This is a genomic window from Streptomyces sp. SA15, assembly GCF_002291145.1.
Classification (GTDB): Bacteria; Actinomycetota; Actinomycetes; order Streptomycetales; family Streptomycetaceae; genus Streptomyces.
The window spans coordinates 1-23,116 of record NZ_NTGE01000161.1 but is presented as its reverse complement, the minus strand read 5'-3'; the positions used below and the strand labels follow the sequence as shown (position 1 = coordinate 23,116).

Below are 23,116 nucleotides of genomic sequence, written 5' to 3'. Positions count from 1 at the left end.
GCGGCGACCCGGGCCTCGATCAGCACCAGCCGGGCGTGCGTCTCCCACCAGGTGCGCCGCTGCCCGGCGAACAGCCGTACGGCCATGTCCGCACGCGCGATCGCCGTATGCGGATCACCCACCAGCCGGGCCGCCCGCGCGGCGGCCAGCAGCAGCTCCGCCTTGCGGGTGGACTGCCCGCCGATGCCGTCGAGGACGGCGATCGCCGCGTCCGCCTCGGCCAGCGCCTCCGGGGCGAGCCCGGCCGCCATCAGGACCTCGCAGCGCCGGATGTTAAGCATGAAGGTGGGCGTGCCCAGCTTGGCGTACCGCTCCTCGGCCTCGTCAAGGAGCCGCAGGGCGGCAGGCACGTCCCCCGACCGGAACGCGGCGAGGCCCCGGCTCTCCACCGCGTCCGCCTTGTCGTGCTCCTGGCCCGTGGTGTCCCACAGTGCCTCGGCCGCGGTGAAGTCGGCGTCCGCGCGGTCCACCGCGCCGAGCGCGAGATGCACGGTCGCGCGCAGGGTCAGCGCGCGCGCCGTCCAGATGACGTCGTCCGCCTGCCGCAGCACGGGGATCGACCGGCGCACGTCCTCCAGCGCCTCCCGGTGACGGCCCAGCACCCACGAGGCGTAGGCCCGGCGGTACAGCACCCGCGCGCGCGTGTGCCCGCCGCTCACCGCGACACCCCGCTCCAGCGCCTCCAGGCCCTGCCGGGTGCGGCCCGCGTGCACCAGCGCCACACCGAGGGTGGCCAGGACGTCCGCCTCCCGGTCGGCCGATTCCGCGCGCGCCGCCAGATCACGGGCGCGGCGCAGATGGTGCAGCGCGAGCCTGAGGTCGCCCCAGTCCCGCTGCCAGATCCCGATCACCTGGTGGGCGACGGAGGCATGCAGCAGCGGAGGATCGGCGTCGAGCACCTCTTCCGCCCTCGCCAGCGCCTCGTTCGGGGCGGCGAACACCATCGGCAGCAGTTCGAGAACCGAGTCGCTTCCCGCTGTCACTTCATGGATGGTAGTGGCCCTCGATGCACCCGAAACAGGTTTGGCGCTGTATCAATCGCCGGTCACGCCGCTCTGACTGACGACCATCGCCTCAACGGGAGGACACGCCATGGCACCTCAGCGATTCCACGAGCAGTTCGACCAGATCCAGCGTTCGATGCCCGACGTCCCCCTGGCCATGGGACCGGACGACGCGGCGGAGTTCCTCTACGAGAAGGGCGTGGTCCTCGCCCGCGACGGCGAGGAGGCGCGGCTCGTCGAGGACACCGTGCGCACCCACTTCACCGAGGCGCCCGACCTGACGCCGGACTACGTGCGCCGGGCGAGCCCTCAGACCAACCGCTCAGGCATCACCCGCATCCAGGTCGGCGACCCCGGCCAGGGCGACCCGGCCGTCATGCACGCCCTGCGGGCCCTGCGCGAGCACGAGGGACGCGCCGGACGCCGGCTGGTCAGCCGCAACCACGTGGTGTCGATCGCGGTCAACTCCTGCCCCGGCGACGAGCCCGTGCCCGCCCCGCTCACCCAGGGCACCAACCCGGCCCCCGCCGAGGCCGGCTACGACCAGGACAGCGCCGTCGGCGTCCTCGTCATCGACAACGGCCTCACGCACGACTACACGGCCGTCCCGCTGCTCGCCCACGTCCAGGGCGACCTCCACGGCACCGAGACCGACAGCCAGGGCAACCTCCAGCAGTACATCGGCCACGGCACGTTCATCGCCGGGCTCGTCGCCGCCGTCGCGCCCAACACGGACGTGACCGTCCTGGGCACCCTGAACGACGCCGGCGCCATCCTGGAGTCCGAGTTCGGGGAGAAGCTCTTCGAGGCCGTCGACCGGAACGGCTGGCCCGACGTCATCAGCCTCTCCGCCGGCACCTCCAACGGCCGTACCGACGGCCTGCTCGGCGTGGACGCCTTCATGCGCGAACTGCGCACCCAGCGCACCCTGCTGGTCGCCGCGGCCGGCAACAACGCCAGCGCCACCCCCTTCTGGCCCGCCGCCTACGCCTCCCTGCCCGACTACGAGAACGTCGTGCTGTCGGTCGGCGCGCTGCGCGGCGACGGCGAGCACGGCGCCTGCTTCAGCAACCACGGCCCCTGGGTGAAGGCCTACGCCCCCGGCGAACGCCTCACCAGCGCCCTCACCGGCTTCGACGCGCCGGTCCCGTACGTGTACCAGCACTCCACGTACGACGCCTGCCGCTACGGCTTCACCTACCAGTGCACCTGCCAGTCGCCCCGCCACACAGGCGTGTTGAGCGAGGCGAACGCCGCCACCAAGCCCGACCAGGTGATGTTCGAGGGGTTCGCGCACTGGAGCGGCACCTCCTTCGCCACCCCCGTGGTCGCCGGGATGATCGCCGCCCACATGGTCGCGCACAAGGAGACCGACCCGCGCGCCGCCCGGCAGCAACTGCTCGCCGCGAACACCGAACTCGCGGAGGTGCGCGGGGCGCACGTACCGGCGCTGCGCCCGCACACCTGGCGCCCGGCCCCGGTCGTGCCGCGCTCCGTCGGCGCATGAGGGCCGGAACCGCCCCCTCCACGGCGTACGATGACTTGCCGTACACGAGGGGTGGGGCCGTGGACCGTACAGATGTCGGCGCGCTCGTCCAGTCCGCCGTCGACGGTGACGCGGCGGCCTGGAAGGCGCTGGTGGAGGGGCTGAGCCCACTGGTGTGGTCCGTGGTGCGCGCGCACCGGCTCTCCGACGCCGACGCGCACGAGGTGTACCAGACGGTGTGGTTCCGCTTCGCCCAGCACCTGGGGCGGATCCGCGAACCGCAGAAGGCCGGATCGTGGCTGGCGAGCACCGCACGGCACGAGTGCCTGAAGGTGCTCAAGAGCTTGAGGCGGACGACGCCGACGGACGATCCGCAGCTCCTGGACCGGGTCAGCGAGGACCGTACGCCCGAGCAGTCGTTCCTCGACTCGGAGGAGGCGGCCGCCGAGACCGAGCGGATCCGCCGCGTGTGGCAGGAGTTCGAGGAACTCGGCGAGCGGTGCAGGCAGTTGCTGCGGGTGCTGATGGCCTCGCCCCCGCCCAGCTACCAGGAGGTGTCGGCCGCGCTGGGCATCGCGGTGGGCAGCATCGGACCGCTGCGCCAGCGCTGTCTGCGCCGCCTTCGGGCCCGACTCGACGCACGGGGAGCGCTGTGAACGACATGAACGACATGTTCGACCTGAACGACGACCCGTTCGCCGAAGAAGGCATCGGCGACGAGGAGTTCGACGACGGACCCGGCGCGGAACTCGACGACGGCCTCCTGGGGGAGCTGCGCCAGGCGGGCGGCATCCTGGACCCGGTGCCGCCCGCACTGCGCCAGATCGCCGTCGAGGCCTACGCCCTGCACGATCTCGACGCCCGGCTCGCAGAGCTGACCTTCGACTCGCTGGTCGACGCGATCCCGGTGAGAGGAGCGGCGGACCCGCCCCGGATGCTGACCTTCCACACCGGGGACGTGACCGTCGACGTCGAGGTGAGCGCACAGGGCCTGATGGGACAGGTGCTGCCTCCGCAGCCGGCCCGCATCGAGGTGCTCGGCGGCCCGCAGACGAGCCTGCCGCTCATGGCCGACGACATGGGCCGCTTCAGCTCCGAGGAGGCCCTCACCGGCCCGTTCGCCCTGCGCTTGCGGGCTGGCGGGGAGGTCGTGGTCACGGAGTGGCTGCGGGCCTGACCCGCCCGGCGGGGACCGCGAGCCCTAGGGCCCTTCTGACGGAACTCCGCGGCGTCGCGACGCCCGGCACGCACTCTCGGCGCACCGGACAAAAGCCCTAGTAGCTCCGCTACGAGGGCTTCCGCCCGGCACGCCGAGAGCACGCACCGAACGCCGCTCCTTCTCCCACGGAGATCCATCAGAAGGGCCCTAGCCCAGCGCAGTCGGTCCCCGCCAGGTCCGGCGCGGTCAGCCGGTCACGGTGTCGACGAGGGCGGCGAGCGCCGCAGCGAGCTGTCCGAGGCCCGGCCCTGCGGGCCCGCCCGGCTCGGTCATGTACGTGTCCCGGCGGATCTCCACCATCAGCGCGGAGACGCGGGGTTCCTTGCCGTAGAAGTCGAGCGGTACGTACGCCCCGCTGAACGGGCTGTCGAGCCCGATCTCCCCGCACCCGGCGAACGCCTCCCGCGCCGCGGCTAGCAACTCGGGCGGGGTGTGGAAGGAGTCGGTGCCCAGACAGACGGGCGGCCGGGGTCCCTCGCCGTGCAGTTCGTAGGGCAGCGCGGCGGTGGGATAGGAGTGCACATCGACGACCACGGCCCGCCCGGCGACGGCGAGCCGCTCGGCCACGGCGTCCCTCATGGCCCGCGCGTACGGCCGGAAGTACCCCTCGATCAGCGGCTGGGGATCGGCATCGGCGGGCCGCAGCACCGCGCGGTGAGTGGTCCGCGTGTACACGGCGCCCATCCCCACCGCGAGCATCTCCTCCCGCTCGTCCGGAAACCGCTCCGGATCGACGACCAGCCGGGACAGCCGGTTGACGAACTGCCAGGGGGCGACCGCGGACAGCCCGGCGGCTTCGGCGGCGAGCTCAGCGGTATGTGCGTCGGTGATGTGGTCCAGCTCCCGCTCCAGCCCCTCGTCGTCCAGCACGATGCCGGGGCGTACCGACGGCGGTATCTCCCGCGCCGAGTGCGGCACATGGAGGATCACGGGGGAGTGGTCCGCGCCGGGGAGGAGCTCGAAGGACGGTGCGGCTGGTGTCATGAGGCTGCTCCCGGGGCGTTGTCAGTGGTGTGGTGCACGATCAAGGTGCCGGACGGGAAAACCGCTCCGCCCCGGTCGGGAACATGCCGACCGGGGCGGAGTCACTGCAATCAGGTGCGGCCGCGAGGCCTACCGCGTCACAGGGACGCCAGTACCTCGTTCCACGTGGCCGACGGGCGCATGACCGCGGCGGCCTTGGCCGGGTCGGGCTGGTAGTAGCCGCCGATGTCGGCCGGCTCGCCCTGGACGGCGTTCAGCTCGTCGACGATCTTCTGCTCGTTGGCGGAGAGCGTCTCGGCGAGCGGGGCGAAGGCCTTCGCCAGGTCCGCGTCGTCGGTCTGCTTGGCCAGCTCCTGCGCCCAGTACAGGGACAGGTAGAAGTGGCTGCCGCGGTTGTCGATGCCGCCGACGCGACGGGTCGGGGACTTGTCCTCGTTGAGGAAGGTCGCCGTGGCGCGGTCGAGGGTGTCGGCGAGGACCTTCGCGCGGGAGTTGCCGGTGAAGTCGGCGTACTGCTCCAGGGACGGCACCAGCGCGAAGAACTCGCCGAGGGAGTCCCAGCGCAGGTAGTTCTCCTTGACCAGCTGCTGCACGTGCTTCGGCGCGGAGCCGCCGGCGCCCGTCTCGAACAGACCGCCGCCCGCCATCAGCGGGACCACCGACAGCATCTTGGCGCTGGTGCCCAGCTCCAGGATCGGGAACAGGTCGGTCAGGTAGTCGCGGAGAACGTTGCCGGTCACCGAGATCGTGTTCTCGCCGCGGCGGATGCGCTCCACCGACAGCTTCGTGGCCTCGACCGGGTTCAGGATCCGGATGTCCAGGCCGTCGGTGTCGTGCTCCGGCAGGTACGCCTTGACCTTGGCGATCAGGTTGGCGTCGTGCGCGCGGGTCTCGTCCAGCCAGAACACCGCCGGGTCGCCGGTGGCGCGGGCCCGGGTGACGGCCAGCTTCACCCAGTCCTTGATCGGGGCGTCCTTGGTCTGGCAGGCGCGGAAGATGTCACCGGCGGAGACGGTCTGCTCGATGACGGCGTTGCCGTTCTGGTCGACCAGGCGGACCGTGCCGGTGGTCGGGATCTCGAACGTCTTGTCGTGGCTGCCGTACTCCTCGGCCTTCTGCGCCATGAGGCCGACGTTCGGGACCGAGCCCATCGTCGACGGGTCGTAGGCGCCGTGGGCGCGGCAGTCGTCGATCACGGCCTGGTAGACGCCGGAGTAGCTGGAGTCCGGAAGCACCGCGAGGGTGTCGGCCTCCTGGCCGTCCGGGCCCCACATGTGGCCGGAGGTGCGGATCATGGCCGGCATCGAGGCGTCCACGATCACGTCGGACGGCACGTGCAGGTTGGTGATGCCCTTGTCGGAGTCGACCATCGCCAGTGCCGGGCCCTCGGCCAGCTCGGCGTCGAAGGAGGCCTTGATCTCGGCGCCCGCCGGCAGGGACTCCAGGCCCTTGTAGATGCCGCCCAGACCGTCGTTCGGGGTCAGACCGGCCGCGGCGAGCGTCTCGCCGTACTTCGCGAAGGTCTTCGGGAAGAAGGCGCGCACCACGTGACCGAAGATGATCGGGTCGGAGACCTTCATCATCGTCGCCTTGAGGTGCACCGAGAACAGCACGTCCTCGGCCTTGGCCTTGGCGATCTGCGCGGTGAGGAACTCGCGCAGCGGCGCGACGTGCATGACGGAGGCGTCGACGACCTCGTCCTTGAGAACGGGTACCGACTCGCGCAGCACGGTGGTCGTGCCGTCGTCGCCCACGAGCTCGATGCGCAGGGCACCGTCCTCGGTGATGACCGCGGACTTCTCGGTGGAGCGGAAGTCGTCGACGCCCATGGTCGCCACGTTGGTCTTGGACTGAGGGGTCCAGGCGCCCATGCGGTGCGGGTGGGTCTTGGCGTAGTTCTTGACCGACGCGGGGGCGCGGCGGTCGGAGTTGCCCTCACGCAGGACCGGGTTGACCGCGGAGCCCTTGACCTTGTCGTAGCGGGCCTGGATGTCCCGCTCCTCGTCGGTCTTCGGGTCGTCCGGGTAGTTCGGCAGCGCGTAGCCCTGGCTCTGCAGCTCGGCGATCGCGGCCTTGAGCTGCGGGATGGACGCCGAGATGTTCGGCAGCTTGATGATGTTGGCCTCGGGCGTCTTGGCCAGCTCGCCGAGCTCCGCGAGGGCGTCCGGGATGCGCTGTCCCTCCTCCAGGTACTCGGGGAACAGCGCGATGATGCGCCCGGCCAGCGAGATGTCGCGCGTCTCCACGGCGACACCCGCCTGCGAGGCGTACGCCTGGACCACCGGCAGGAAGGAATACGTCGCCAGGGCCGGGGCCTCGTCAGTGTGCGTATAGATGATGGTCGAGTCAGTCACCGGGTGCTCCGCTCCACGTCTGCAACATTGCTCGACATCAAGATATCTCCTGACCGACCCCGACTCGACAGGGGTCCGTACCTGGGTCAGTCGAAGTGGCCCGACGGCACCCCGTCCATGTCCTCGACGCCCCGCTGCTGCGGAATCACCACCGCACCCTGCTGCAACGCCACCGTCCGCGCCGGCGCCGGAATCCGGATGCCCTCCGCGCGGTAGCGCTTGTGCAGGCGCTTGATGAACTCGTGCTTGATCCGGTACTGGTCGCTGAACTCGCCCACGCCCAGGATGACGGTGAAGCCGATCCGGGAGTCGCCGAAGGTGTGGAAACGGATGATCGGCTCGTGGTCCGGGAGGGCGCCCTCGACCTCGGTCATCACCTCGCCGATGACCTCGTTCGTCACCCGCTCGACGTGGTCCAGATCGCTGTCGTAGGCGACGCCGACCTGGACCAGGATCGTCAACTCCTGCTCGGGACGCATGAAGTTGGTCATGTTCGTCTTCGCGAGCTCACCGTTGGGGATGACGACCAGGTTGTTGGAGAGCGAGCGGACCGTCGTCTGACGCCAGTTGATGTCCTCGACGTAGCCCTCCTCGCCGCTGCTCAGCCGGATGTAGTCGCCGGGCTGGACGGTCTTGGAGGCGAGGATGTGGATGCCCGCGAAGAGGTTCGCGAGGGTGTCCTGGAGTGCGAGGGCGACCGCCAGGCCGCCGACGCCCAGAGCGGTGAGCATGGGCGCTATGGAGATGCCCAGCGTCTGGAGCACGACCAGGAAGCCGATCGCCAGGACCAGCACCCGGGTGATGTTGACGAAGATCGTGGCCGATCCGGCGACCCCGGAGCGGGACTGGGTGACCGTCCGCATCAGGCCCGCGACGACCCGGGCCGTCGCCACCGTCGCGACGAAGATCAGCAGCACGGTCAGGACCTGGTTGACGTTGTGCTGGACCGTCGCGGTCAGCGGCAGCGCCGCTGCCGCGGCGGCCGCACCGCCGGCGATCGCCGCGGCCGGCACCATCGTCCGCAGGGCGGCCACGATGACGTCGTCGCCGCTCCAGCGGGTGCGGTCGGCGTGCTTGCCCAGCCAGCGCAGCAGCATGCGGAGCAGGAACGCCGCCAGCAGGCCGGCGACCACCGCGATTCCGGCGATGACCAGGTCGTCCATAGTGAGATCTCGCTTCACCGGTCACCTCTGGGAAGAAGAAGCGCGGCGAAGGCATGTGCCGACGGCCGGATGTGAAGTTGCGTCACGTTGTCACCTGTTCGATTCCGAGATGAGAGGTCGCGCCGGCCAGGAGGCCCCCCTGTGGTCGGCGCAACCGCTCATCCTGCCGTATCCGGTACAGGGGTTCGTACCTGGACCGGCGCCGGATCGCGGTGTTTCAGACGATGCCCTCGGCCAGTTCGGCCTGCTCCCGGTCGGAGTACGCGGCCGTCGTGGGCGTTCCGTACGAACGGCGGGCGACGAACCACCACACCGTGGCCAGGACCAGGACGACAGCCAGGGCGACGGACGCGTAGTTCATCGTGTCCACCGTCACCGGCGAGGACTGCGGCAGGCAGAACAGGACCGTCACACACGCCACCCACACCACGGCAGTCCAGCCGATCGGCTTGCTCCACTTGCCTAGGTTCCACGGACCTGGCTGGAAACGATCCCCCGCGCGCAGTCGCAACAGCACGGGAATGGCGTACGCGGGTGTGATGCCGATGACATTGATGGCCGTGACCGCGCCGTACGCCGTCGCCGAGTACAGGGACGGCAGGGCGAGCACGCAGGCGACCGCCACCGACAGCCAGACGGCGGCGACCGGGGTCTGGGTGCGGTCGCTGACCTTCCGCCACAGCGCCGAGCCCGGCAGGGCCTTGTCGCGGCTGAACGCGAACACCATCCGGCTGGCCGCGGCCACCTCGGCGTTGCCGCAGAACAGCTGGGCCACGATCACCACGAGCAGCAGCGCGCTCGCGCCGTCCGTGCCCAGCCCGTCGAGCAGGATCTGCGCGGGCGGCACACCGGTCTCGCTGGCCCGCGTGGCGTCGTAGTCCTGGATCGCGAAGGTGAGACCCGCCAGCAGCACGAAACCCGCGATCCACGACACCCAGATTGAGCGCACGATGCCCCGTGCGGCCGACACCGAGGCGTTGGAGGTCTCCTCGGACAGGTGCGCCGAGGCGTCGTAGCCGGAGAACGTGTACTGCGCGAGCAGCAGTCCGATCGCGGCCACGTAGAGCGGGTTGTCCCAGCCGGTGTCGTTGACGAACTCGGTGAAGACGAACGACGGGGACTGGTGGCTGTCGGGGACGATCGCCAGCGTCCCGACGATGACCGCGACACCGGCCAGGTGCCACCACACGCTGATCGAGTTGAGCACGCTCACCAGCCGGACGCCGAACAGGTTGAGCACGGCGTGCAGCAGCAGGATCACGCAGAAGATGATCATCGTCTTGCCGGGTGTCGGCTCGAAGCCCCACTGGAGGTTCATGAACGCGCCGGTGAACAGGGCGGCTCCGTAGTCGATGCCGGCGATCGCGCCGAGCAGTCCGAGCAGGTTCAGCCAGCCCGTGTACCAGCCCCAGCGGCGCCCGCCGAGCCGGTCGGCCATGTAGTACAGGGCGCCGGACGTCGGATACGCGCTGGTGACCTCCGCCAGCGCGAGTCCCACGCACAGCACGAACAGGCCGACGCCGGCCCAGCCCCACAACATCACAGCGGGCCCGCCCGCGCCCATGCCGAAGCCGTACAGGGTCATGCAGCCGGACAGGATCGAGATCACCGAGAAGCTGATCGCGAAGTTGCCGAAGCCGCCCATACGGCGGGCCAGCACCGGCCGGTAACCGAGTTCGCGCAGGCGCTTCTCCTCGTCCTGCTGCGGCACACCCGGGGATGTCACGGGATCGGGGCTGGGGGACATGCGGAGACCTCCGATGAAAACGGGACGGGACGGACAGGGCGGGACAGAGCAGGGCCGTGTCAGGCGTCGGGGCCGCCACGCGCCGCCGACCGGCTGCGCGCACGGGCCTGCAGAAAGATCCGTACGGCCCGGGAACGGTCGCCCGGGTCGGCGCTGCGGTAGGCCCAGGGAAGGGGCGTGTAGTACGGGCCGATCGCCTCGAACACCCGGGCCGCCTCCTCGAACCGCAGCGCTCCCCACAGGGCGTGGGCCAGGTGGTTGAGGTCGAGCGGGGAGCGTTCGGCGGGGCGGGAGTGCTCGAACCAGGCGTCGTACGCCCGGCTCGCCTCGCGGGTGGCGTCCTCGGCCACCCAGTGCAGATCGAGGGCGGCGGAGTGTCCGTCACCGCGCCGGTAGCGCTCGACCCGCACGTAGAGCGGCAGGGTGTGCAGGGGCGAGCCCGGCGGGGCCGAGGCCGACACCCAGTACCCGTAGGCGACTGCCTCGGCCGGCCGCCCCGAGGTCGCCTGCGCGTACAGGAACTGCAGCATGCGGTGGTGGGCCTCGCGGTTGTACGGGTCGCGCTTGTCGGCCTCGGCCAGCAGGCCCCACGGGCCGGGCGGCAGCATCGGCTCCGGCGGTGGCACCCGGTGCTCGTCCCAGCGCTGCCCGTGGTCCAGCTGGGCGAGCGCCAGCAGGCACACCCAGGGGACCGGATCCTCCGGGGCGGCGCGGGCGGCGGCCTCGCTCACGTCCCAGGCCTCGATCCACAGTTCGTGCGTACGGCGGTGACGCTCGCGGCGTGCCCGCAGCGCGCGCTCCACGGCGACCCGGGCCCGCATCACGGCGGCCGGAACGCTGTGCGGCTCCTCGGCGAGCCAGGCCCGCACCACGTCGGTGCCGGCGGCCGCCGCGGCCAGCACTTGGGTGCGCTGCGTCCACTGCCACCAGGCCGTGGTCCGCTCCAGCAGGCTGCGCATCGACATCCAGCGCCCGGCGCGCACCTCCTGGAGCGCCGCGCGCAGTTCGGCGTCGTGGCCGGCGGGGTCGTAGACGGGGCGTGCTCCTGCTCTGGCCATCAGCAGCCCGCCTCTTGGCGGGGGTCGTGCGGGACGGCGAGGTGGAGTAACAACAGCCCTCCTCTGGACGGCGGTTGAGGAGATCGCGTGGGCTGGCCGTCACTATAGAGGCGCGGATTCCGCATCGCTTCCCGTTCCCCGATCATTTCGAACTTCTTTGTGGTTGAACCGAGTTGGCTGGTGATCGACCAGTGAATGGAAGTGACGTCGCCCCTGGTCGGGGCCGCTTGACGCGGTGCGGGCGGCGACGGCAGGCTGTCGGGCGTTGATCACTAGGGGAGGGGCGTGATGACAGGTCCGGTGCTCGCCGTCGACCAGGGCACCTCCGGCACCAAGGCTCTGGTGATCTGCCCCGAACGCGGTGTCATCGGCACCGGTTTCGCCGCCGTACGGCCGCGTCACCTGCCCGGCGGCCTGGTGGAGGCCGACCCCGCCGAGCTGTACGACTCGGTGGTCGAGGCCGGGACACTGGCCCTGGCCGCGGCGCGGGAACCCGTGGTCGCGCTGGGCCTGGGCAACCAGGGCGAGACCGTGCTCGCCTGGGATCCGGCGACCGGGCGCCCGCTCACAGACGCCCTGGTCTGGCAGGACCGCCGGGCCGAGAGCGTGTGCGCCGAACTGGCCGAGCACGCCGACGAGTTGCGGCACCTGACCGGTCTGCCGCTCGACCCGTACTTCGCCGCCCCCAAGATGGCCTGGATACGACGGCACCGCACCGCCGACGGAGTCGTCACCACCAGCGACGCCTGGCTCGTCCACCGTCTCACCGGCGCCTACGTCACCGACGCCGCCACCGCCGGCCGCACCCAGCTCCTCGACCTCGACCGCGCCGAGTGGTCGCCGCGCGCCCTCGGCCTGTACGACCTGTCCGGTGAACGCCTCCCGGAGGTCGTCGACAACGCCGCCCCCGTCGGCACCACCACCGCCTTCGGCGCCGAGATCCCGCTCACCGGACTCGTCGTCGACCAGCAGGCCGCCCTGCTCGCCCAGCGCATCACCGCACCCGGCGGCGCCAAGTGCACCTACGGAACCGGCGCGTTCCTCCTCGCCCACACCGGCGACACGCCGAGACGCGGCACCTCCGGACTGGTCAGCTGTGTCGCCTGGCGGCTCGCCGGACGCACCGCCTACTGCCTCGACGGCCAGGTGTACACCGCCGCCTCCGCCGTCCGCTGGCTCACCGACCTCGGCGTCATCGAGGGCGCCGCCGACCTCGACACCGTCGGCGGCACCGTGCCCGACAGCGGCGGAGTCACCTTCGTCCCGGCCCTCGCCGGGCTCGCCGCCCCCTGGTGGCGCGGCGACCTGCGCGGCTCGCTCACCGGGCTCGGCCTGGACACCACCGCCGGGCACCTGGTGCGTGCCCTGTGCGACGGCCTGGCCGCTCAGGTGGTGGAGCTCGCCGACGCCGCGGCGACGGACCTCGGCTCACCCCTGGACGTGCTGCGCGTCGACGGCGGCCTGACCCGCTCGGCCCTGCTCATGCAGACCCAGGCCGACCTGCTGCAGCGCCCCGTCGAGGTGTCCGCGCTGCCCGACGCGACGGCGCTCGGCGTGGGCGCCCTGACCCGGCTCGGCGCCGAAACGGGCCTGAGCGTGGCCGACGCACTCCCGGACTGGAAGCCCGCCGCCGTCTACGAGCCGCGCATTTCGGCCGACGAGGCCGCCGAACGCCTGGGCGTCTTCCGGGCCGCCGTGACCGCGTTGCTCGACGGGATGCCCCGATGACGGACGACGCGCCGACGGCGGTCACTCGCCGAGGGGCGCTGCCTTCCGTGACGTACGACGTGGCGGTCGTCGGCGCCGGAGTCGTCGGCTCTGCGATCGCCCGCGCCCTGGCCCACCACCCCGGGCTGCGCGTCGCCCTCGTCGAGGGACAGGACGACGTCGGCCAGGGCACCTCGAAGGCCAACACCGCGATCCTGCACACCGGCTTCGACGCGGTGCCCGGCTCCCTGGAGGCGCGGCTGGTCCGCGAGGGCGCGCAGCTGCTGGCCGCGTACGCCGCCGAGTCCGGCATCCCCGTCGAGGAGGTCGGCGCGCTCCTCGTCGCCTGGGACGAGGAGCAACTCGCCGCGCTGCCCCGCCTGGCGGAGAAGGCCGAGCGCAACGACTACCACGCCACGCGCCTGATCGGGGCCGCCGCACTGTACGAACGCGAGCCTCACCTCGGCCCGGGCGCGCTCGCCGCCCTGCACGTGCCCGGCGAGAGCGTCATCTGTCCGTGGACGACGACCCTGGCGTACGCCACCCAGGCCGTCCGCCACGGAGTCGACCTCCACCTCAACTCCCGCGTGGAGCAGGTCGGTCGGCAGGACGACACACACGTCCTCGCCACCACCCGGGGCACCCTGCGCGCCCGCTGGCTGGTGAACGCGGCCGGCCTGTACGCCGACACGCTCGACCGGCAGCTCGGCCACCGCGACTTCTCCGTCACCCCGCGCCGGGGGCAGCTGCTCGTCTTCGACAAGCTCGCCCGCGATCTCGTCCGCCACATCCTGCTGCCCGTCCCCACGGCCCTCGGCAAGGGCGTCCTGGTCGCCCCCACCGTCCACGGCAACGTCCTGCTCGGCCCCACCGCCGAGGACCTGGACGACAAACGGGCCACCGGCTCCACCGCCGACGGCCTGGCCCTGCTGCGCGAGAAGGGCCGCCGTATCCTCCCCGGCCTGCTCGACGAGGAGGTCACCGCCGTCTACGCGGGTCTGCGCGCCGCCACCGAGCAGGACGACTTCCGCATCTCGGCCCACTCCGAGCAGGCGTACGTCACCGTCGGCGGCATCCGCTCCACCGGTCTGACGGCGTCCCTGGCCATCGCCTCGTATGTGACGGGGCTGCTCGCCGAAGCAGGGCTGGACGCGGGACCGGCCCGGGAGTTGGAACCAGTGCGCATGCCCAACCTCGGTGAGGCCTTCCCGCGCCCGTACCAGCGGCCCGAACTCATCGCCGCCGACCCCGAGTACGGCACCCTCGTCTGCCACTGCGAGCGCGTCTCGCGCGGGGAGATCCGGGACGCCCTCGCCAGCACGATCCCGCCGGCCGGCCTCGACGGACTGCGCCGCAGGACCCGGGCCCGGGCGGGCCGCTGCCAGGGGTTCTACTGCGGCGCGGCGGTGCGGGCGCTGTTCGAGGGGGCGGGGGAATGAGGGGGGAACGCGAGGTCGATGTCCTACGCGAGATCGACGTCCTGGTCGTCGGTGCCGGGCCCGCCGGACTCGCCGCCGCCGCGCGCCTGGCCGCCGCAGGCATGGGCCGGGTCGAGGTGCTGGACCGGGAGCAGGAGGCCGGGGGAGCGCCACGGCACTGCGCGCACGGCGGCTACGGCACCCTGCTCCACCCGCTGACCGGCCCCGCGTACGCCCGCCTGCTCGTCACCGCCGCCGGGCGCGCCGGAGCGGTCGTACGGACCGGCGTGACCGCCCTCGACTGGGCCGGACCCCTCTCGCTGCACACGGTCGGCCCGCACGGACCGGAGACGATCGGCGCACGGGCCGTCGTCCTGGCCACCGGGGCGCGCGAACGACCCCGCGCCGCACGGCTGGTGCCCGGCGCGCGCCCGGCCGGCGTGTACACCACGGGCGAACTGCAACAGGCCGTGCACCTGCACGCGCAGCACATCGGCACCCGGGCGGTGGTGGTCGGCGCGCAGGACGTCTCGTACAGGGCCGCCGACACCGTACGGGCCGCCGGCGCCACGGTCGTCGCCATGATCACCGACCTGCCCCGCACCCAGACCGCACCGGCGCGCGCCCTCGACACCCGCCTCCGCCACGGCATCCCGCTCCTCACCGGCACCACCGTCACCGAACTCATCGGCCACGGGAGGCTGTCGGGCGTGCGCGTACGGCATCACGACGGCCGGACGGCCACGCTGCCCTGCGGCACCGTCGTGTTCACCGGCGACTTCGTGCCCGACCAGGAACTCGCCCGGCGCGGCGGACTCACCCTCGACGCCGGCACCCGTGGACCTGCCGTCGACGGGTCGCTGCACACCTCCCGCCCCGGCGTGTTCGCCGTCGGCAGCGTGCTGCACGCCGTGGAGAGCGCGGCGACGGCGGCCCGCGAGGGCGTCCACGCCGCCGGCGCCGTCCTGGAGACGCTCGCCGGAGCCGGACCCCGGCCCGACAGCGTCCCCCTGCTCGTGGAGCCGCCCCTGCGCTGGATCGCCCCGAACCGCGTCACCCCGGGCGACCGCCTGCCGTACGTCCTGCGCACGGCCACCCCGCTGACCCGCCCCGTCCTACGGGTCGCCCAGAACGGCCGCCTCCTGCACCGGGAGCGCCTGTGGACACCCATGGCCCTGCCGAACCGCACCCTGACCCTGACGGCACGCTGGACCGGGAGGGTGGATCCGAAGGGAGGACCGGTACGGGTGACGATCAGCTGAGTACCGGTCGGCGCCGTCGGTGGCTCAGATCACCTTCAGCCGCACCAGCGCGCCGAGCGTCAACGCCCCCGGCACCAGCGGCACCCACACGGTGATGATCCGGTAGGCGAGAACCACGGCCGTGGCCACGGCCACCGGGCCCCCCGCCGCCACCAGCGCCACGACCAGCGCCGTCTCGACCGAACCGAGCCCGCCCGGCGTGGGCACGAGCGCGACGGCGACCGTCGCCGCCAGATAGGCGAGCGCCATGTGCGCCGGCGGCACGGACAACCCCAGCGCCCGCCCGACCAGGACCAGCCCGGCGGCCTGCAACGCCGGGAAGGCGAGCGAACCGCCCCACAGGGCGAGCGCCCGGGACGGGCGGGTGTGCACCGAACGTGCCTCGCTCAGCGCGGTCCGCAGGAAGGAGAACACGGCCGTACGCAGTCGGCGTACGAGCGCGAGCGCGCCCGCGGCGACGACCAGGGCCACGCCGAGACCCCACAGCAGCGGGCCGACCGCCCCGTCCGGGAGGAGCGTGCCGATCTGCAACGCGTGCGGGAAGGCGATCAACAGCACGGCCAGCAGGCCCAGCCGGCCGATCGACTCCGCCAGCAGGTACAGCGCGAGCGCGGCGGAGGAACGGGCGAGCGGCAGCCCGCACACCGTCATGAACCGCAGGTTGACCGCACCCGCGCCCAGACCCGTCGGCAGCAGATGGTTGGCCGCGCCCGCCGCGAACTGCGTGGCCAGCAGCCGCCGTTTGGGCAGCGGCTCGACGACGGCACCCTGCCGGGTGACGGCGGCGGCCACCCAGGTCAGACAGGTGGCGCCGGCCGCGGCCACCAGCCACGGCCACTGGGCGTGCGCGAGGTGGCGAAAGCCTTCGGCGAGCACGGACCGGTGCCGTACCGCGATCACTGCGACGAGCACGAGCGGAAGCAGACACAGGACCTGGCGTATCCGGCGGATCGGGACGCGACGGGGGACTCGTCGCTCGGGGAGTTGTACCGCTGTCACATCGGGAGAGGCTCCCCACCCCGTGCCAACTGCGGGTTGCGTAAGCGGGGCCAGGGGCTTACGTACGGTCATCGGGTCCTTTTCGGGGTCGGCCTCGAGGTTGGCCTCGGGGTCGATCTCGGAGTTGACCTCAATCTTGCTTGAGGTTCTAGGGTCCTTCCCATGAGCATGGAGACCACAGCCTGGACCCAGCTGCACAGCGTCATGAACGCCGAGCAGGACCGCCGCCCCTTCGCCCGCGCCACACTGCGCCGCATCGGCGCGTTCGCCCGCCCGCACCGCCGCCGCATCGCGTACTTCGTGGTGCTCGGCGTGGCGACCGCGCTGCTCGCCGTCGCCACCCCCGTCCTCGCCGGACGTGTCGTGGACGCGATCGTGTCGGGCGGCGACGAGGGCACAGTCGTACGGCTGGCCCTGCTCATCGCCCTCATCGCGGTCGTGGAGGCGGCCCTCGGCATCCTCGGCAGACGGCTGTCGGCGACGCTGGGGGAGGAGCTCATCCTCGATCTGCGCACGGCGGTGTTCGATCATGTGCAGCGGATGCCGGTCGCGTTCTTCACACGCACTCGTACGGGGGCGCTCGTCTCCCGTCTCAACAACGACGTCATCGGCGCCCAGCGGGCCTTCAGCAACACCCTGTCCGGAGTGGTCAGCAACCTGGTCACGCTGCTGCTCACCCTCGCCGTCATGCTCACCCTCTCCTGGCAGATCACCCTCCTCGCGCTGGTGCTCCTGCCGGTGTTCGTGATCCCTGCCCGGCGCATGGGCAGCCGGATGGCCCGCATGCAGCGGGAAGCGGCGGCGCTGAACGCGGCGATGGGCACCCGGATGACCGAGCGCTTCTCCGCACCCGGCGCAACCCTGGTCAAGCTGTTCGGCCGTCCCGAGGAGGAATCCGAGGAGTTCGCGGCCCGCGCCCGCCGGGTGCGGGACATCGGCGTACGCACCGCCGTGGCCCAGTCCGTGTTCATCACCGCCCTCACCCTGGTGTCGGCCCTCGCGCTGGCCCTGGTCTACGGACTCGGCGGCTGGTTCGCCCTGCGCGGCACCCTGGACCCGGGCGCCGTCGTGGCCCTGGCGCTGCTCCTGACCCGCCTGTACGCCCCGCTGACCGCCCTCGCCGGCGCCCGCGTCGAGGTGATGAGCGCCCTCGTCAGCTTCGAGCGGGTCTTCGAAGTGCTGGACCTCGAGCCGCTCATCAGGGAGAAACCGGACGCCCGCGAGGTCCCCGACGGCCCGGTCTCCGTCGAGTTCGACAACGTCCGCTTCGGCTACCCTGCCGCCGACAAGGTCTCCCTGGCCTCCCTGGAGGAGGTGGCATCCCTCGACACGCGGGGCGGCGCCGAAGTCCTGCATGGCGTCTCCTTCCGCGCCGAACCCGGCCGGACCGTCGCCCTCGTCGGCTCCTCCGGCGCCGGCAAGTCGACGGTCGCGGGGCTGCTGCCGCGGCTGTACGACGTCGACGAGGGAGCCGTCCGCGTCGGTGGCGTCGACGTCCGCGACCTGAGCGCCGAGTCGCTGCGTGCCACGCTCGGCATGGTCACCCAGGACGGCCACCTCTTCCACGACACGGTCCGCGCCAATCTGTTGCTCGCCCGCCCCTTGGCCACCGACGCCGAGCTGTGGGACGCGCTGCGCCGCTCCCGCCTGGACGATCTCGTACGGTCCCTGCCCGACGGCCTCGACACCGTGGTCGGCGAGCGCGGCTACCGCCTCTCCGGCGGCGAACGCCAGCGCATGACCATCGCCCGGCTGCTGCTGGCCCGGCAGCGCGTCGTCATCCTCGACGAGGCCACCGCCCACCTGGACAACACCTCGGAGGCCGCCGTCCAGGAGGCGCTCACCGAGGCACTTCAGGGCCGGACGGCGATCGTGATCGCACACCGGCTGTCCACGGTGCGCGCGGCGGACCTGATCCTGGTGGTCGAGGCCGGCCGCATCGTGGAACGCGGCACGCACGAGGAACTGCTGGCCCTCGGCGGACGGTACGCGCAGCTGTACCGGACGCAGTTCGCGCAGCGGGCCGGTGAGGTGGCCTGCGAGGTGACCGAGACCGCGGCGGCGTAGGGGGCCAGCGGAGACCTTCGCACCGGCCCGACAGGAGTAACTCCCTGCCGGGCACCATGTTCAAGTCCAAGATCTAGCGTTTGTGTGTTTTCTCAGGTCAGGGCCCTGATCGCTGCCTCCAGGTCAGCAAACGGTCAGCATCGAGTCGGACGGTGTCCGGCTTGCTGACCTGCACGTACGACATGGGTCTGCCAGGCCGCCCATCGCCCTGCTCGGAAGGCTTGATACGTGGCTCGACAGCTCGCCCGTGGGATGGGGTCGTTCTTCAAGGAGTGCGGTTGCTGCAGGCCGACCCGCTGTTCGCACCCGTACACGATTCGGTTCCGGGACGCTCTCGGCAAGCAGCGTGAAGAGGTCGGCTACGACACGCAGGACGACGCTATCGAGCGCCTTACGCAGATCTACACGGAGAAAAAGAAGACGGCGCCATCCGTTGCCGAGGCTCGCCGGGAACTCGGTCAGCAGACGATCGCGGAATACGCGAAGCAGTGGCGGCCGCGGCAGCGGAGGATGAGCGAGTGTCATACCCGGCGGGGAGGCCCGGCTGCCCCACGGGTCTGTCGTGGAGTTGACGCCGTCCCGGGCTCACGGCTCGGCGGTGATCTCCACGATGCCGACCGTCCAGGTGAAGCCGGCGCCGACGCCGACCAGGGCGCAGGTCTGGCCGGGATCGAGGGCGCCCTCGGAGACCAGGTGGGCCAGCCCGGCGAACTGGTCGCCCGCGCCGAGGTGTCCGACCTGTCTGCCCCATGCCCAGGTGGAGCGCTGCGGGTTGATGCCGAACGGGTCGAAGTACTGCGCCCGCATGCGGGTACGGCCCAGGTTCGGCAACACGAACCAGTCGATGTCGCTGAGTTTCACGTCCGCCTGGACGCAGGCCCGGTCGAACGCCGTGCGCTGGCCCGCTTCGATACGGCGGAGCAGGCCCTCCAACCCGAGTTCGCGCACCAGCGAGTCGCTGTTCGGGTTCAGGTCGACCGGGCCTCCGGCGGTCATCGGCGCGTCGCTGAACCGGTCGGCCCGGGCGCCGCGCTCCAGCTCGGGGTCGGACACCGTGACGAGTCCGCGGAGCCTGGCGAATCCGGCGTGTGTGGACAGTACGACGGCGGTGGCGCCGTCGCCGCAGACGGTGCTCGGGTCGCTGCGCCACCGGTCGAAGCCGGGCAGGCAGAACCGGTCGGCCGTGGTGATCAGCGCGGCCGACCGATCGTCGGCGAGCAGGTAGCCCGCCGCGAGTTCCAGGGCCGCCATGCCGCCGTTGGACATCTGGCGGACCTCGACGGCCGGGCAGGTGCCGCCGCCGGCGAACTGCTGGATGTACGACGCCGACGGCCACATGTCGTGCCCCTGGTGGTACGCGCAGGCGTGCAGCAGCAGATGGAGGTCCTGCGGGCCGGACCCGGCGCGTTCGAGCGCGTCCCGCGCGGCCAGCACGGCCATCTCCGGCGCCGATCTGTCCGCCGAGACGCAGACCGACTCGATACCTGTGTTCCACACCCGCGACCGGTCGACGAGACCGGCGCGGTCGGCCTCGTCGAGCGTCATGCGCGGGGGCAGCCACGAACTCGCGGCGGCGATGTAGAGCTCGCTGCTCATGAGGTCACGCTCCCACAGATCGGATCGGGTGCTTCCACGCGGCCAGGGTCGCCCGCTCCGGCGGAGCCTCGTTCGAGACCGGGGCGAGACGGAGGCTTCGCCGGAGCGGGCGACAGCCCGGAATGGGGCGGTCCTCCGACCGCCCGCCGTGGTCGATCGGCACTCGACCCAACGTCTAAGCGCCCCCGCGATGTTTGTCGCGACGTGACAAGAAGAAGGGGAGCGGCAATGGCGACTTTCACCCTCACTGACCTGGTGGAGTACGTGCGGCGGGGCGCGGGCGAGGACGACCCGCTCGTCCTGGACGGTCGTACGGCGGAGACCACGTTCGCCGATCTCGGCTACGACTCGATCGCGATCATGGAGGTCATGCTCTTGGTCGAGCGCGATCTCGGGATAAAGCTGCCTGACGAGAAGGCGGACAAGAACGCGACCCCCGAGCAGTTCGTCGATCTGGTGAACGAACTGCTGAGCGAGTCGGTCCAGCCGTAGGCCTTTCCGGGCCCGGCAGCCCAGCGCAGTCCATGTACGAGTCGCCAGGGCGTGAGCACTGAGCCGACAGACAGGCCGACGAGGAGACGTCCATGTACAACTCGACCCACGAGCAACGCTTCGACAATGACGCGCCGGCGGCACCCGAGCAGCTGAGCCTGCTCTCCCAGATCCTCAACCGGGAGACCTTCGGCATCCTGGGCACCGAGGTGGCCGTCGGTCACGGCTGGCGCTGCTGGGACGTGGGCACCGGGGACGGCTCGGTCGCCCGCTGGCTGGCCGCCAGGGTGGGCACGAACGGGCACGTGGTGGCCAGCGACCTCAAACCGCAGCACGTGCCCGTCCATCCGAGGGTCGAGGCGATCCAGCACGACCTCACCAGCGACCCCTGGCCGGAGCCGGAGTTCGACCTCATCCACGCCCGGCTGCTGCTGATGCACCTGGCCGACCGGGAGGCCATCGCGGCGAGGCTGGCCGCCCATCTGCGGCCGGGCGGCGCACTGGTGCTCACCGACTGGTTCTGCGGCTGCGCCACCGAAAGCCTGATCAAATCGCCGATCGACGAATACCGGACGCACATCTTCCAGGAATTCCACGACGGCGTGCACAAACTCGGCGCGGAGACCGGTATGGATTTCGACTGGGCGTCGCACACCGCGGAAGTGCTCTCCGCCGCCGGCCACCGGAACATCACGGTACGGGACTACCAGGCACCGGGGCAGGGCGGAGAACCGACCGCGCAACTCGCCCGGCTGCACAGCGGCATGCTGGAGCCCTATCTGCTGAGCCGGACCGGCCTGACCGAGGCCGACCTGGCCGTCATCCGGGAAACACTGCTCGACCCGGAATTCGAGATGCTGACGAATCACACGTACACGACCATCGTGCGGGCGGCGAAATGAGGAATGACAGCGAATTCAGCGCCGAGGGCCTGCGGCAGCGCGAAGTACCGCTCCGGCACCCGGACCGCCTCTACATAGGCGGGCGCTGGGTGGCACCGGCGACGACGAAGTCCACCTTCGAGATCATCGATCCCACGACGGAGGAGCTCTACTTCCGCGCCGCCGAGGCAGGCCCGGACGACATGTCCCAGGCCGTCGCCGCCGCGCGCCACGCCTTCGACCACTCCGACTGGCCGCTGCTGGCGCCGACCGAACGGGCGCAGTGGCTCCGCGCGATCGCCGATGGCCTGCGCCGCCGAGCGGCCGACGCGAGCCAGCTGTGGACGCGCCAGGTCGGCGTCCTGCACACGGCGTCGGTGGCCACCATGGAGCGGTCCGGCGTGCACTACGACTACTTCGCCAACATGGCCGCGGACTTCCCCTTCGAGGTCCGGCACCGGCCGCTGCAAGGCGCGTTCGGCTCCGTGGTGCGCGAACCGGTCGGGGTCGTCGGCGCGATCGTCGCCTGGAACGCCCCCACGTTCCTGGTCGCCTACAAGGTCGCCCCGGCCCTGTTGGCCGGCTGCACCGTGGTCCTCAAGGCCTCTCCCGAGGCGCCGGGCGAGGCGTACCTCCTGGCCGAGATCGCCGACGAGATCGGTCTGCCCGCCGGGGTCCTCAACGTGGTCACGGCCGGCCGTGAAGTCTCCGAACAGCTGGTCCGCGACCCGCGCGTGGACAAGATCGCCTTCACCGGTTCCAGTGCCGTGGGCCGGCGGATCGCCGGCATCTGCGGCGACCGGATGGCCCGGTACACCCTTGAGCTGGGCGGCAAGTCACCGGCCGTCGTCTTCGACGACTACGACCTCGACACCGCCGCCAAGACCCTTGCCAACGCGGAGTGCACCCTCAGCGGCCAGGTGTGCACCTCACTGACCCGCGTCATCGTCAGCCGTCACCGCCACGACGCCTTCGCGCAGGCCCTCGGCGAGCACTTCGGCGCGGTCCGGATGGGCGATCCCTTCGACCCGGCGACACAGCTCGGCCCCCTGGCGATGGAACGTCAGCGCGACCGGGTGGAGGGCTACATCGCGAAGGGAGTGGCCGAGGGCGCCGAACTCGTCACCGGCGGCGGTCGTCCGGAGGAGTTCGAGCGCGGCTTCTTCGTCCAGCCCACCGTCTTCGCGAACGTCGACAACCGGTCGACGATCGCCCAGGAGGAGATCTTCGGCCCCGTCCTGAGCGTCATCCCCGCCGACAGCGAGGAACACGCGATCGAACTGGCCAACGAGACGGTCTACGGCCTCAACGCGACGGTCTTCACGAATGACGTCGACCGCGCCCACCACGCCGCGCGCCGCATCCGTTCCGGCACGGTCGGGCACAACGCTCCCCGCACCGACCCCCGTATGGGCTTCGGCGGCTTCAAGCAGTCCGGTGTCGGACGCGAGGGCGGCCAGGACGGTCTGCTGTCCTACCTGGAGGCCAAGACCGTGGTCCTGGACGGCCTGCCGACCGGGTACGAGCCGCTGGGCTGACCCGGTTTCGCGAAGACCGTGCGTTTCTCAGTGGGCCTCGGCGGCCTGGCCGGCCCAGGTGGCGTACATCCGGGTGTACTTGCCGTCGGCGGCGACGAGCTGGTCGTGCGAACCGACCTCGACGATCCGGCCCTCGTCGAC

At 71.6% G+C, this 23,116-nt stretch carries 18 protein-coding genes; 10 read left to right on the top strand and 8 right to left on the bottom strand.

The genetic code is table 11. The features are described 5' to 3' along the window. Positions 1 to 944, bottom strand: a 944-nt coding sequence (locus tag CLM62_RS35675) for a tetratricopeptide repeat protein (protein ID WP_373559220.1), incomplete at its 3' end; no start/stop codon positions are given. Between the two features lie 148 nt (positions 945 to 1,092). Between CLM62_RS35675 and CLM62_RS35670 the strand changes: the two genes are divergently transcribed. The 3 genes from CLM62_RS35670 to CLM62_RS35660 are packed head-to-tail and all read left to right on the top strand — an operon-like array spanning position 1,093 to position 3,667. Continuing rightward, positions 1,093 to 2,511 (top strand): S8/S53 family peptidase, encoded by a 1,419-nt coding sequence (locus tag CLM62_RS35670; protein ID WP_095754034.1) that lies wholly within the window; start codon positions 1,093 to 1,095, stop codon positions 2,509 to 2,511. 59 nt (positions 2,512 to 2,570) lie between these two features. Then, positions 2,571 to 3,146 (top strand): RNA polymerase sigma factor, encoded by a 576-nt coding sequence (locus CLM62_RS35665; RefSeq protein WP_095754033.1) that lies wholly within the window; start codon positions 2,571 to 2,573, stop codon positions 3,144 to 3,146. A 5-nt stretch (positions 3,147 to 3,151) separates the two neighbouring features. Next, positions 3,152 to 3,667, top strand: a complete 516-nt coding sequence (locus CLM62_RS35660) for a hypothetical protein (RefSeq protein WP_095754036.1) — start codon at positions 3,152 to 3,154, stop codon at positions 3,665 to 3,667. Between the two features lie 228 nt (positions 3,668 to 3,895). Here the strand turns inward: CLM62_RS35660 and CLM62_RS35650 are convergent, their stop codons facing one another. From CLM62_RS35650 to CLM62_RS35630, 5 genes are all read right to left on the bottom strand, one after another. Beyond that, on the bottom strand, positions 3,896 to 4,693 hold the full coding sequence (locus CLM62_RS35650) for an N-formylglutamate amidohydrolase (RefSeq protein WP_095754032.1): 798 nt from the start codon (positions 4,691 to 4,693) through the stop codon (positions 3,896 to 3,898). A gap of 137 nt (positions 4,694 to 4,830) precedes the next feature. Next, positions 4,831 to 7,047 carry an NADP-dependent isocitrate dehydrogenase gene (locus CLM62_RS35645; RefSeq protein ID WP_095754031.1) on the bottom strand — a complete coding sequence of 739 codons (2,217 nt, stop codon included), beginning with the start codon at positions 7,045 to 7,047 and terminating at the stop codon, positions 4,831 to 4,833. Positions 7,048 to 7,133: 86 nt separating this feature from the next. Next, positions 7,134 to 8,228: a mechanosensitive ion channel family protein gene (locus tag CLM62_RS35640; RefSeq protein ID WP_095754030.1), complete on the bottom strand. Its 1,095-nt coding sequence runs from the start codon at positions 8,226 to 8,228 to the stop codon at positions 7,134 to 7,136. 199 nt (positions 8,229 to 8,427) lie between these two features. Further along, positions 8,428 to 9,957 carry an amino acid permease gene (locus CLM62_RS35635; protein ID WP_095754029.1) on the bottom strand — a complete coding sequence of 510 codons (1,530 nt, stop codon included), beginning with the start codon at positions 9,955 to 9,957 and terminating at the stop codon, positions 8,428 to 8,430. A gap of 59 nt (positions 9,958 to 10,016) precedes the next feature. Next, positions 10,017 to 11,015 (bottom strand): hypothetical protein, encoded by a 999-nt coding sequence (locus CLM62_RS35630; protein ID WP_095754028.1) that lies wholly within the window; start codon positions 11,013 to 11,015, stop codon positions 10,017 to 10,019. A 288-nt stretch (positions 11,016 to 11,303) separates the two neighbouring features. On the opposite strand from CLM62_RS35630, the gene CLM62_RS35625 reads away from it, so the two are divergent. From CLM62_RS35625 to CLM62_RS35615, 3 genes are read left to right on the top strand one after another with little or no spacing between them, the layout of a single operon-like run. Then, a complete protein-coding gene (locus tag CLM62_RS35625) occupies positions 11,304 to 12,743 on the top strand; it encodes an FGGY family carbohydrate kinase (protein WP_095754027.1) in 1,440 nt (479 codons plus the stop codon). Beyond that, on the top strand, positions 12,740 to 14,161 hold the full coding sequence (locus tag CLM62_RS35620; protein WP_095754026.1) for an FAD-dependent oxidoreductase: 1,422 nt from the start codon (positions 12,740 to 12,742) through the stop codon (positions 14,159 to 14,161). The genes CLM62_RS35625 and CLM62_RS35620 overlap by 4 nt, the downstream gene beginning before the upstream one ends. Beyond that, positions 14,158 to 15,402, top strand: a complete 1,245-nt coding sequence (locus CLM62_RS35615; protein WP_095754025.1) for an NAD(P)/FAD-dependent oxidoreductase — start codon at positions 14,158 to 14,160, stop codon at positions 15,400 to 15,402. The genes CLM62_RS35620 and CLM62_RS35615 overlap by 4 nt, the downstream gene beginning before the upstream one ends. 24 nt (positions 15,403 to 15,426) lie before the next feature. Here CLM62_RS35615 and CLM62_RS35610 read toward each other — a convergent pair whose 3' ends face one another. Continuing rightward, a complete protein-coding gene (locus CLM62_RS35610) occupies positions 15,427 to 16,401 on the bottom strand; it encodes a YbhN family protein (RefSeq protein ID WP_373559219.1) in 975 nt (324 codons plus the stop codon). 168 nt (positions 16,402 to 16,569) lie between these two features. Here CLM62_RS35610 and CLM62_RS35605 point away from each other — a divergent pair, with 168 nt between their 5' ends. Beyond that, positions 16,570 to 18,468 (top strand): ABC transporter ATP-binding protein, encoded by a 1,899-nt coding sequence (locus CLM62_RS35605; protein WP_095754023.1) that lies wholly within the window; start codon positions 16,570 to 16,572, stop codon positions 18,466 to 18,468. Positions 18,469 to 19,053: 585 nt separating this feature from the next. On the opposite strand, the gene CLM62_RS35595 is transcribed toward CLM62_RS35605, so the two are convergent. Beyond that, positions 19,054 to 20,064, bottom strand: coding sequence for a ketoacyl-ACP synthase III family protein (locus tag CLM62_RS35595; protein ID WP_095754022.1), 1,011 nt, complete (start codon positions 20,062 to 20,064; stop codon positions 19,054 to 19,056). Between the two features lie 228 nt (positions 20,065 to 20,292). On the opposite strand from CLM62_RS35595, the gene CLM62_RS35590 reads away from it, so the two are divergent. The 3 genes from CLM62_RS35590 (at position 20,293) to CLM62_RS35580 (ending at position 22,975) form a co-directional block, all read left to right on the top strand. Then, entirely contained in the window at positions 20,293 to 20,556 is a 264-nt protein-coding gene (locus CLM62_RS35590; protein WP_095754035.1) for an acyl carrier protein, read from the top strand. Between the two features lie 92 nt (positions 20,557 to 20,648). Then, positions 20,649 to 21,458 carry a class I SAM-dependent methyltransferase gene (locus CLM62_RS35585; RefSeq protein WP_095754021.1) on the top strand — a complete coding sequence of 270 codons (810 nt, stop codon included), beginning with the start codon at positions 20,649 to 20,651 and terminating at the stop codon, positions 21,456 to 21,458. Beyond that, a complete protein-coding gene (locus CLM62_RS35580) occupies positions 21,455 to 22,975 on the top strand; it encodes an aldehyde dehydrogenase (protein WP_095754020.1) in 1,521 nt (506 codons plus the stop codon). Before CLM62_RS35585 ends, CLM62_RS35580 begins: the two co-directional genes overlap by 4 nt. The last annotated feature ends 141 nt before the right edge of the window (positions 22,976 to 23,116 follow it).

Coding starts and splice junctions, on each gene's coding strand:
- CLM62_RS35580 (WP_095754020.1), top strand. CDS start 21,455: ATGAGGAATGACAGCGAATTCAGCGCCGAGGGCCTGCGGCAGCGCGAA.
- CLM62_RS35620 (WP_095754026.1), top strand. CDS start 12,740: ATGACGGACGACGCGCCGACGGCGGTCACTCGCCGAGGGGCGCTGCCT.
- CLM62_RS35650 (WP_095754032.1), bottom strand. CDS start 4,693: ATGACACCAGCCGCACCGTCCTTCGAGCTCCTCCCCGGCGCGGACCAC.
- CLM62_RS35625 (WP_095754027.1), top strand. CDS start 11,304: ATGACAGGTCCGGTGCTCGCCGTCGACCAGGGCACCTCCGGCACCAAG.
- CLM62_RS35585 (WP_095754021.1), top strand. CDS start 20,649: ATGTACAACTCGACCCACGAGCAACGCTTCGACAATGACGCGCCGGCG.
- CLM62_RS35605 (WP_095754023.1), top strand. CDS start 16,570: ATGGAGACCACAGCCTGGACCCAGCTGCACAGCGTCATGAACGCCGAG.
- CLM62_RS35615 (WP_095754025.1), top strand. CDS start 14,158: ATGAGGGGGGAACGCGAGGTCGATGTCCTACGCGAGATCGACGTCCTG.
- CLM62_RS35590 (WP_095754035.1), top strand. CDS start 20,293: ATGGCGACTTTCACCCTCACTGACCTGGTGGAGTACGTGCGGCGGGGC.
- CLM62_RS35630 (WP_095754028.1), bottom strand. CDS start 11,015: ATGGCCAGAGCAGGAGCACGCCCCGTCTACGACCCCGCCGGCCACGAC.
- CLM62_RS35670 (WP_095754034.1), top strand. CDS start 1,093: ATGGCACCTCAGCGATTCCACGAGCAGTTCGACCAGATCCAGCGTTCG.
- CLM62_RS35635 (WP_095754029.1), bottom strand. CDS start 9,957: ATGTCCCCCAGCCCCGATCCCGTGACATCCCCGGGTGTGCCGCAGCAG.
- CLM62_RS35595 (WP_095754022.1), bottom strand. CDS start 20,064: ATGAGCAGCGAGCTCTACATCGCCGCCGCGAGTTCGTGGCTGCCCCCG.
- CLM62_RS35660 (WP_095754036.1), top strand. CDS start 3,152: ATGAACGACATGTTCGACCTGAACGACGACCCGTTCGCCGAAGAAGGC.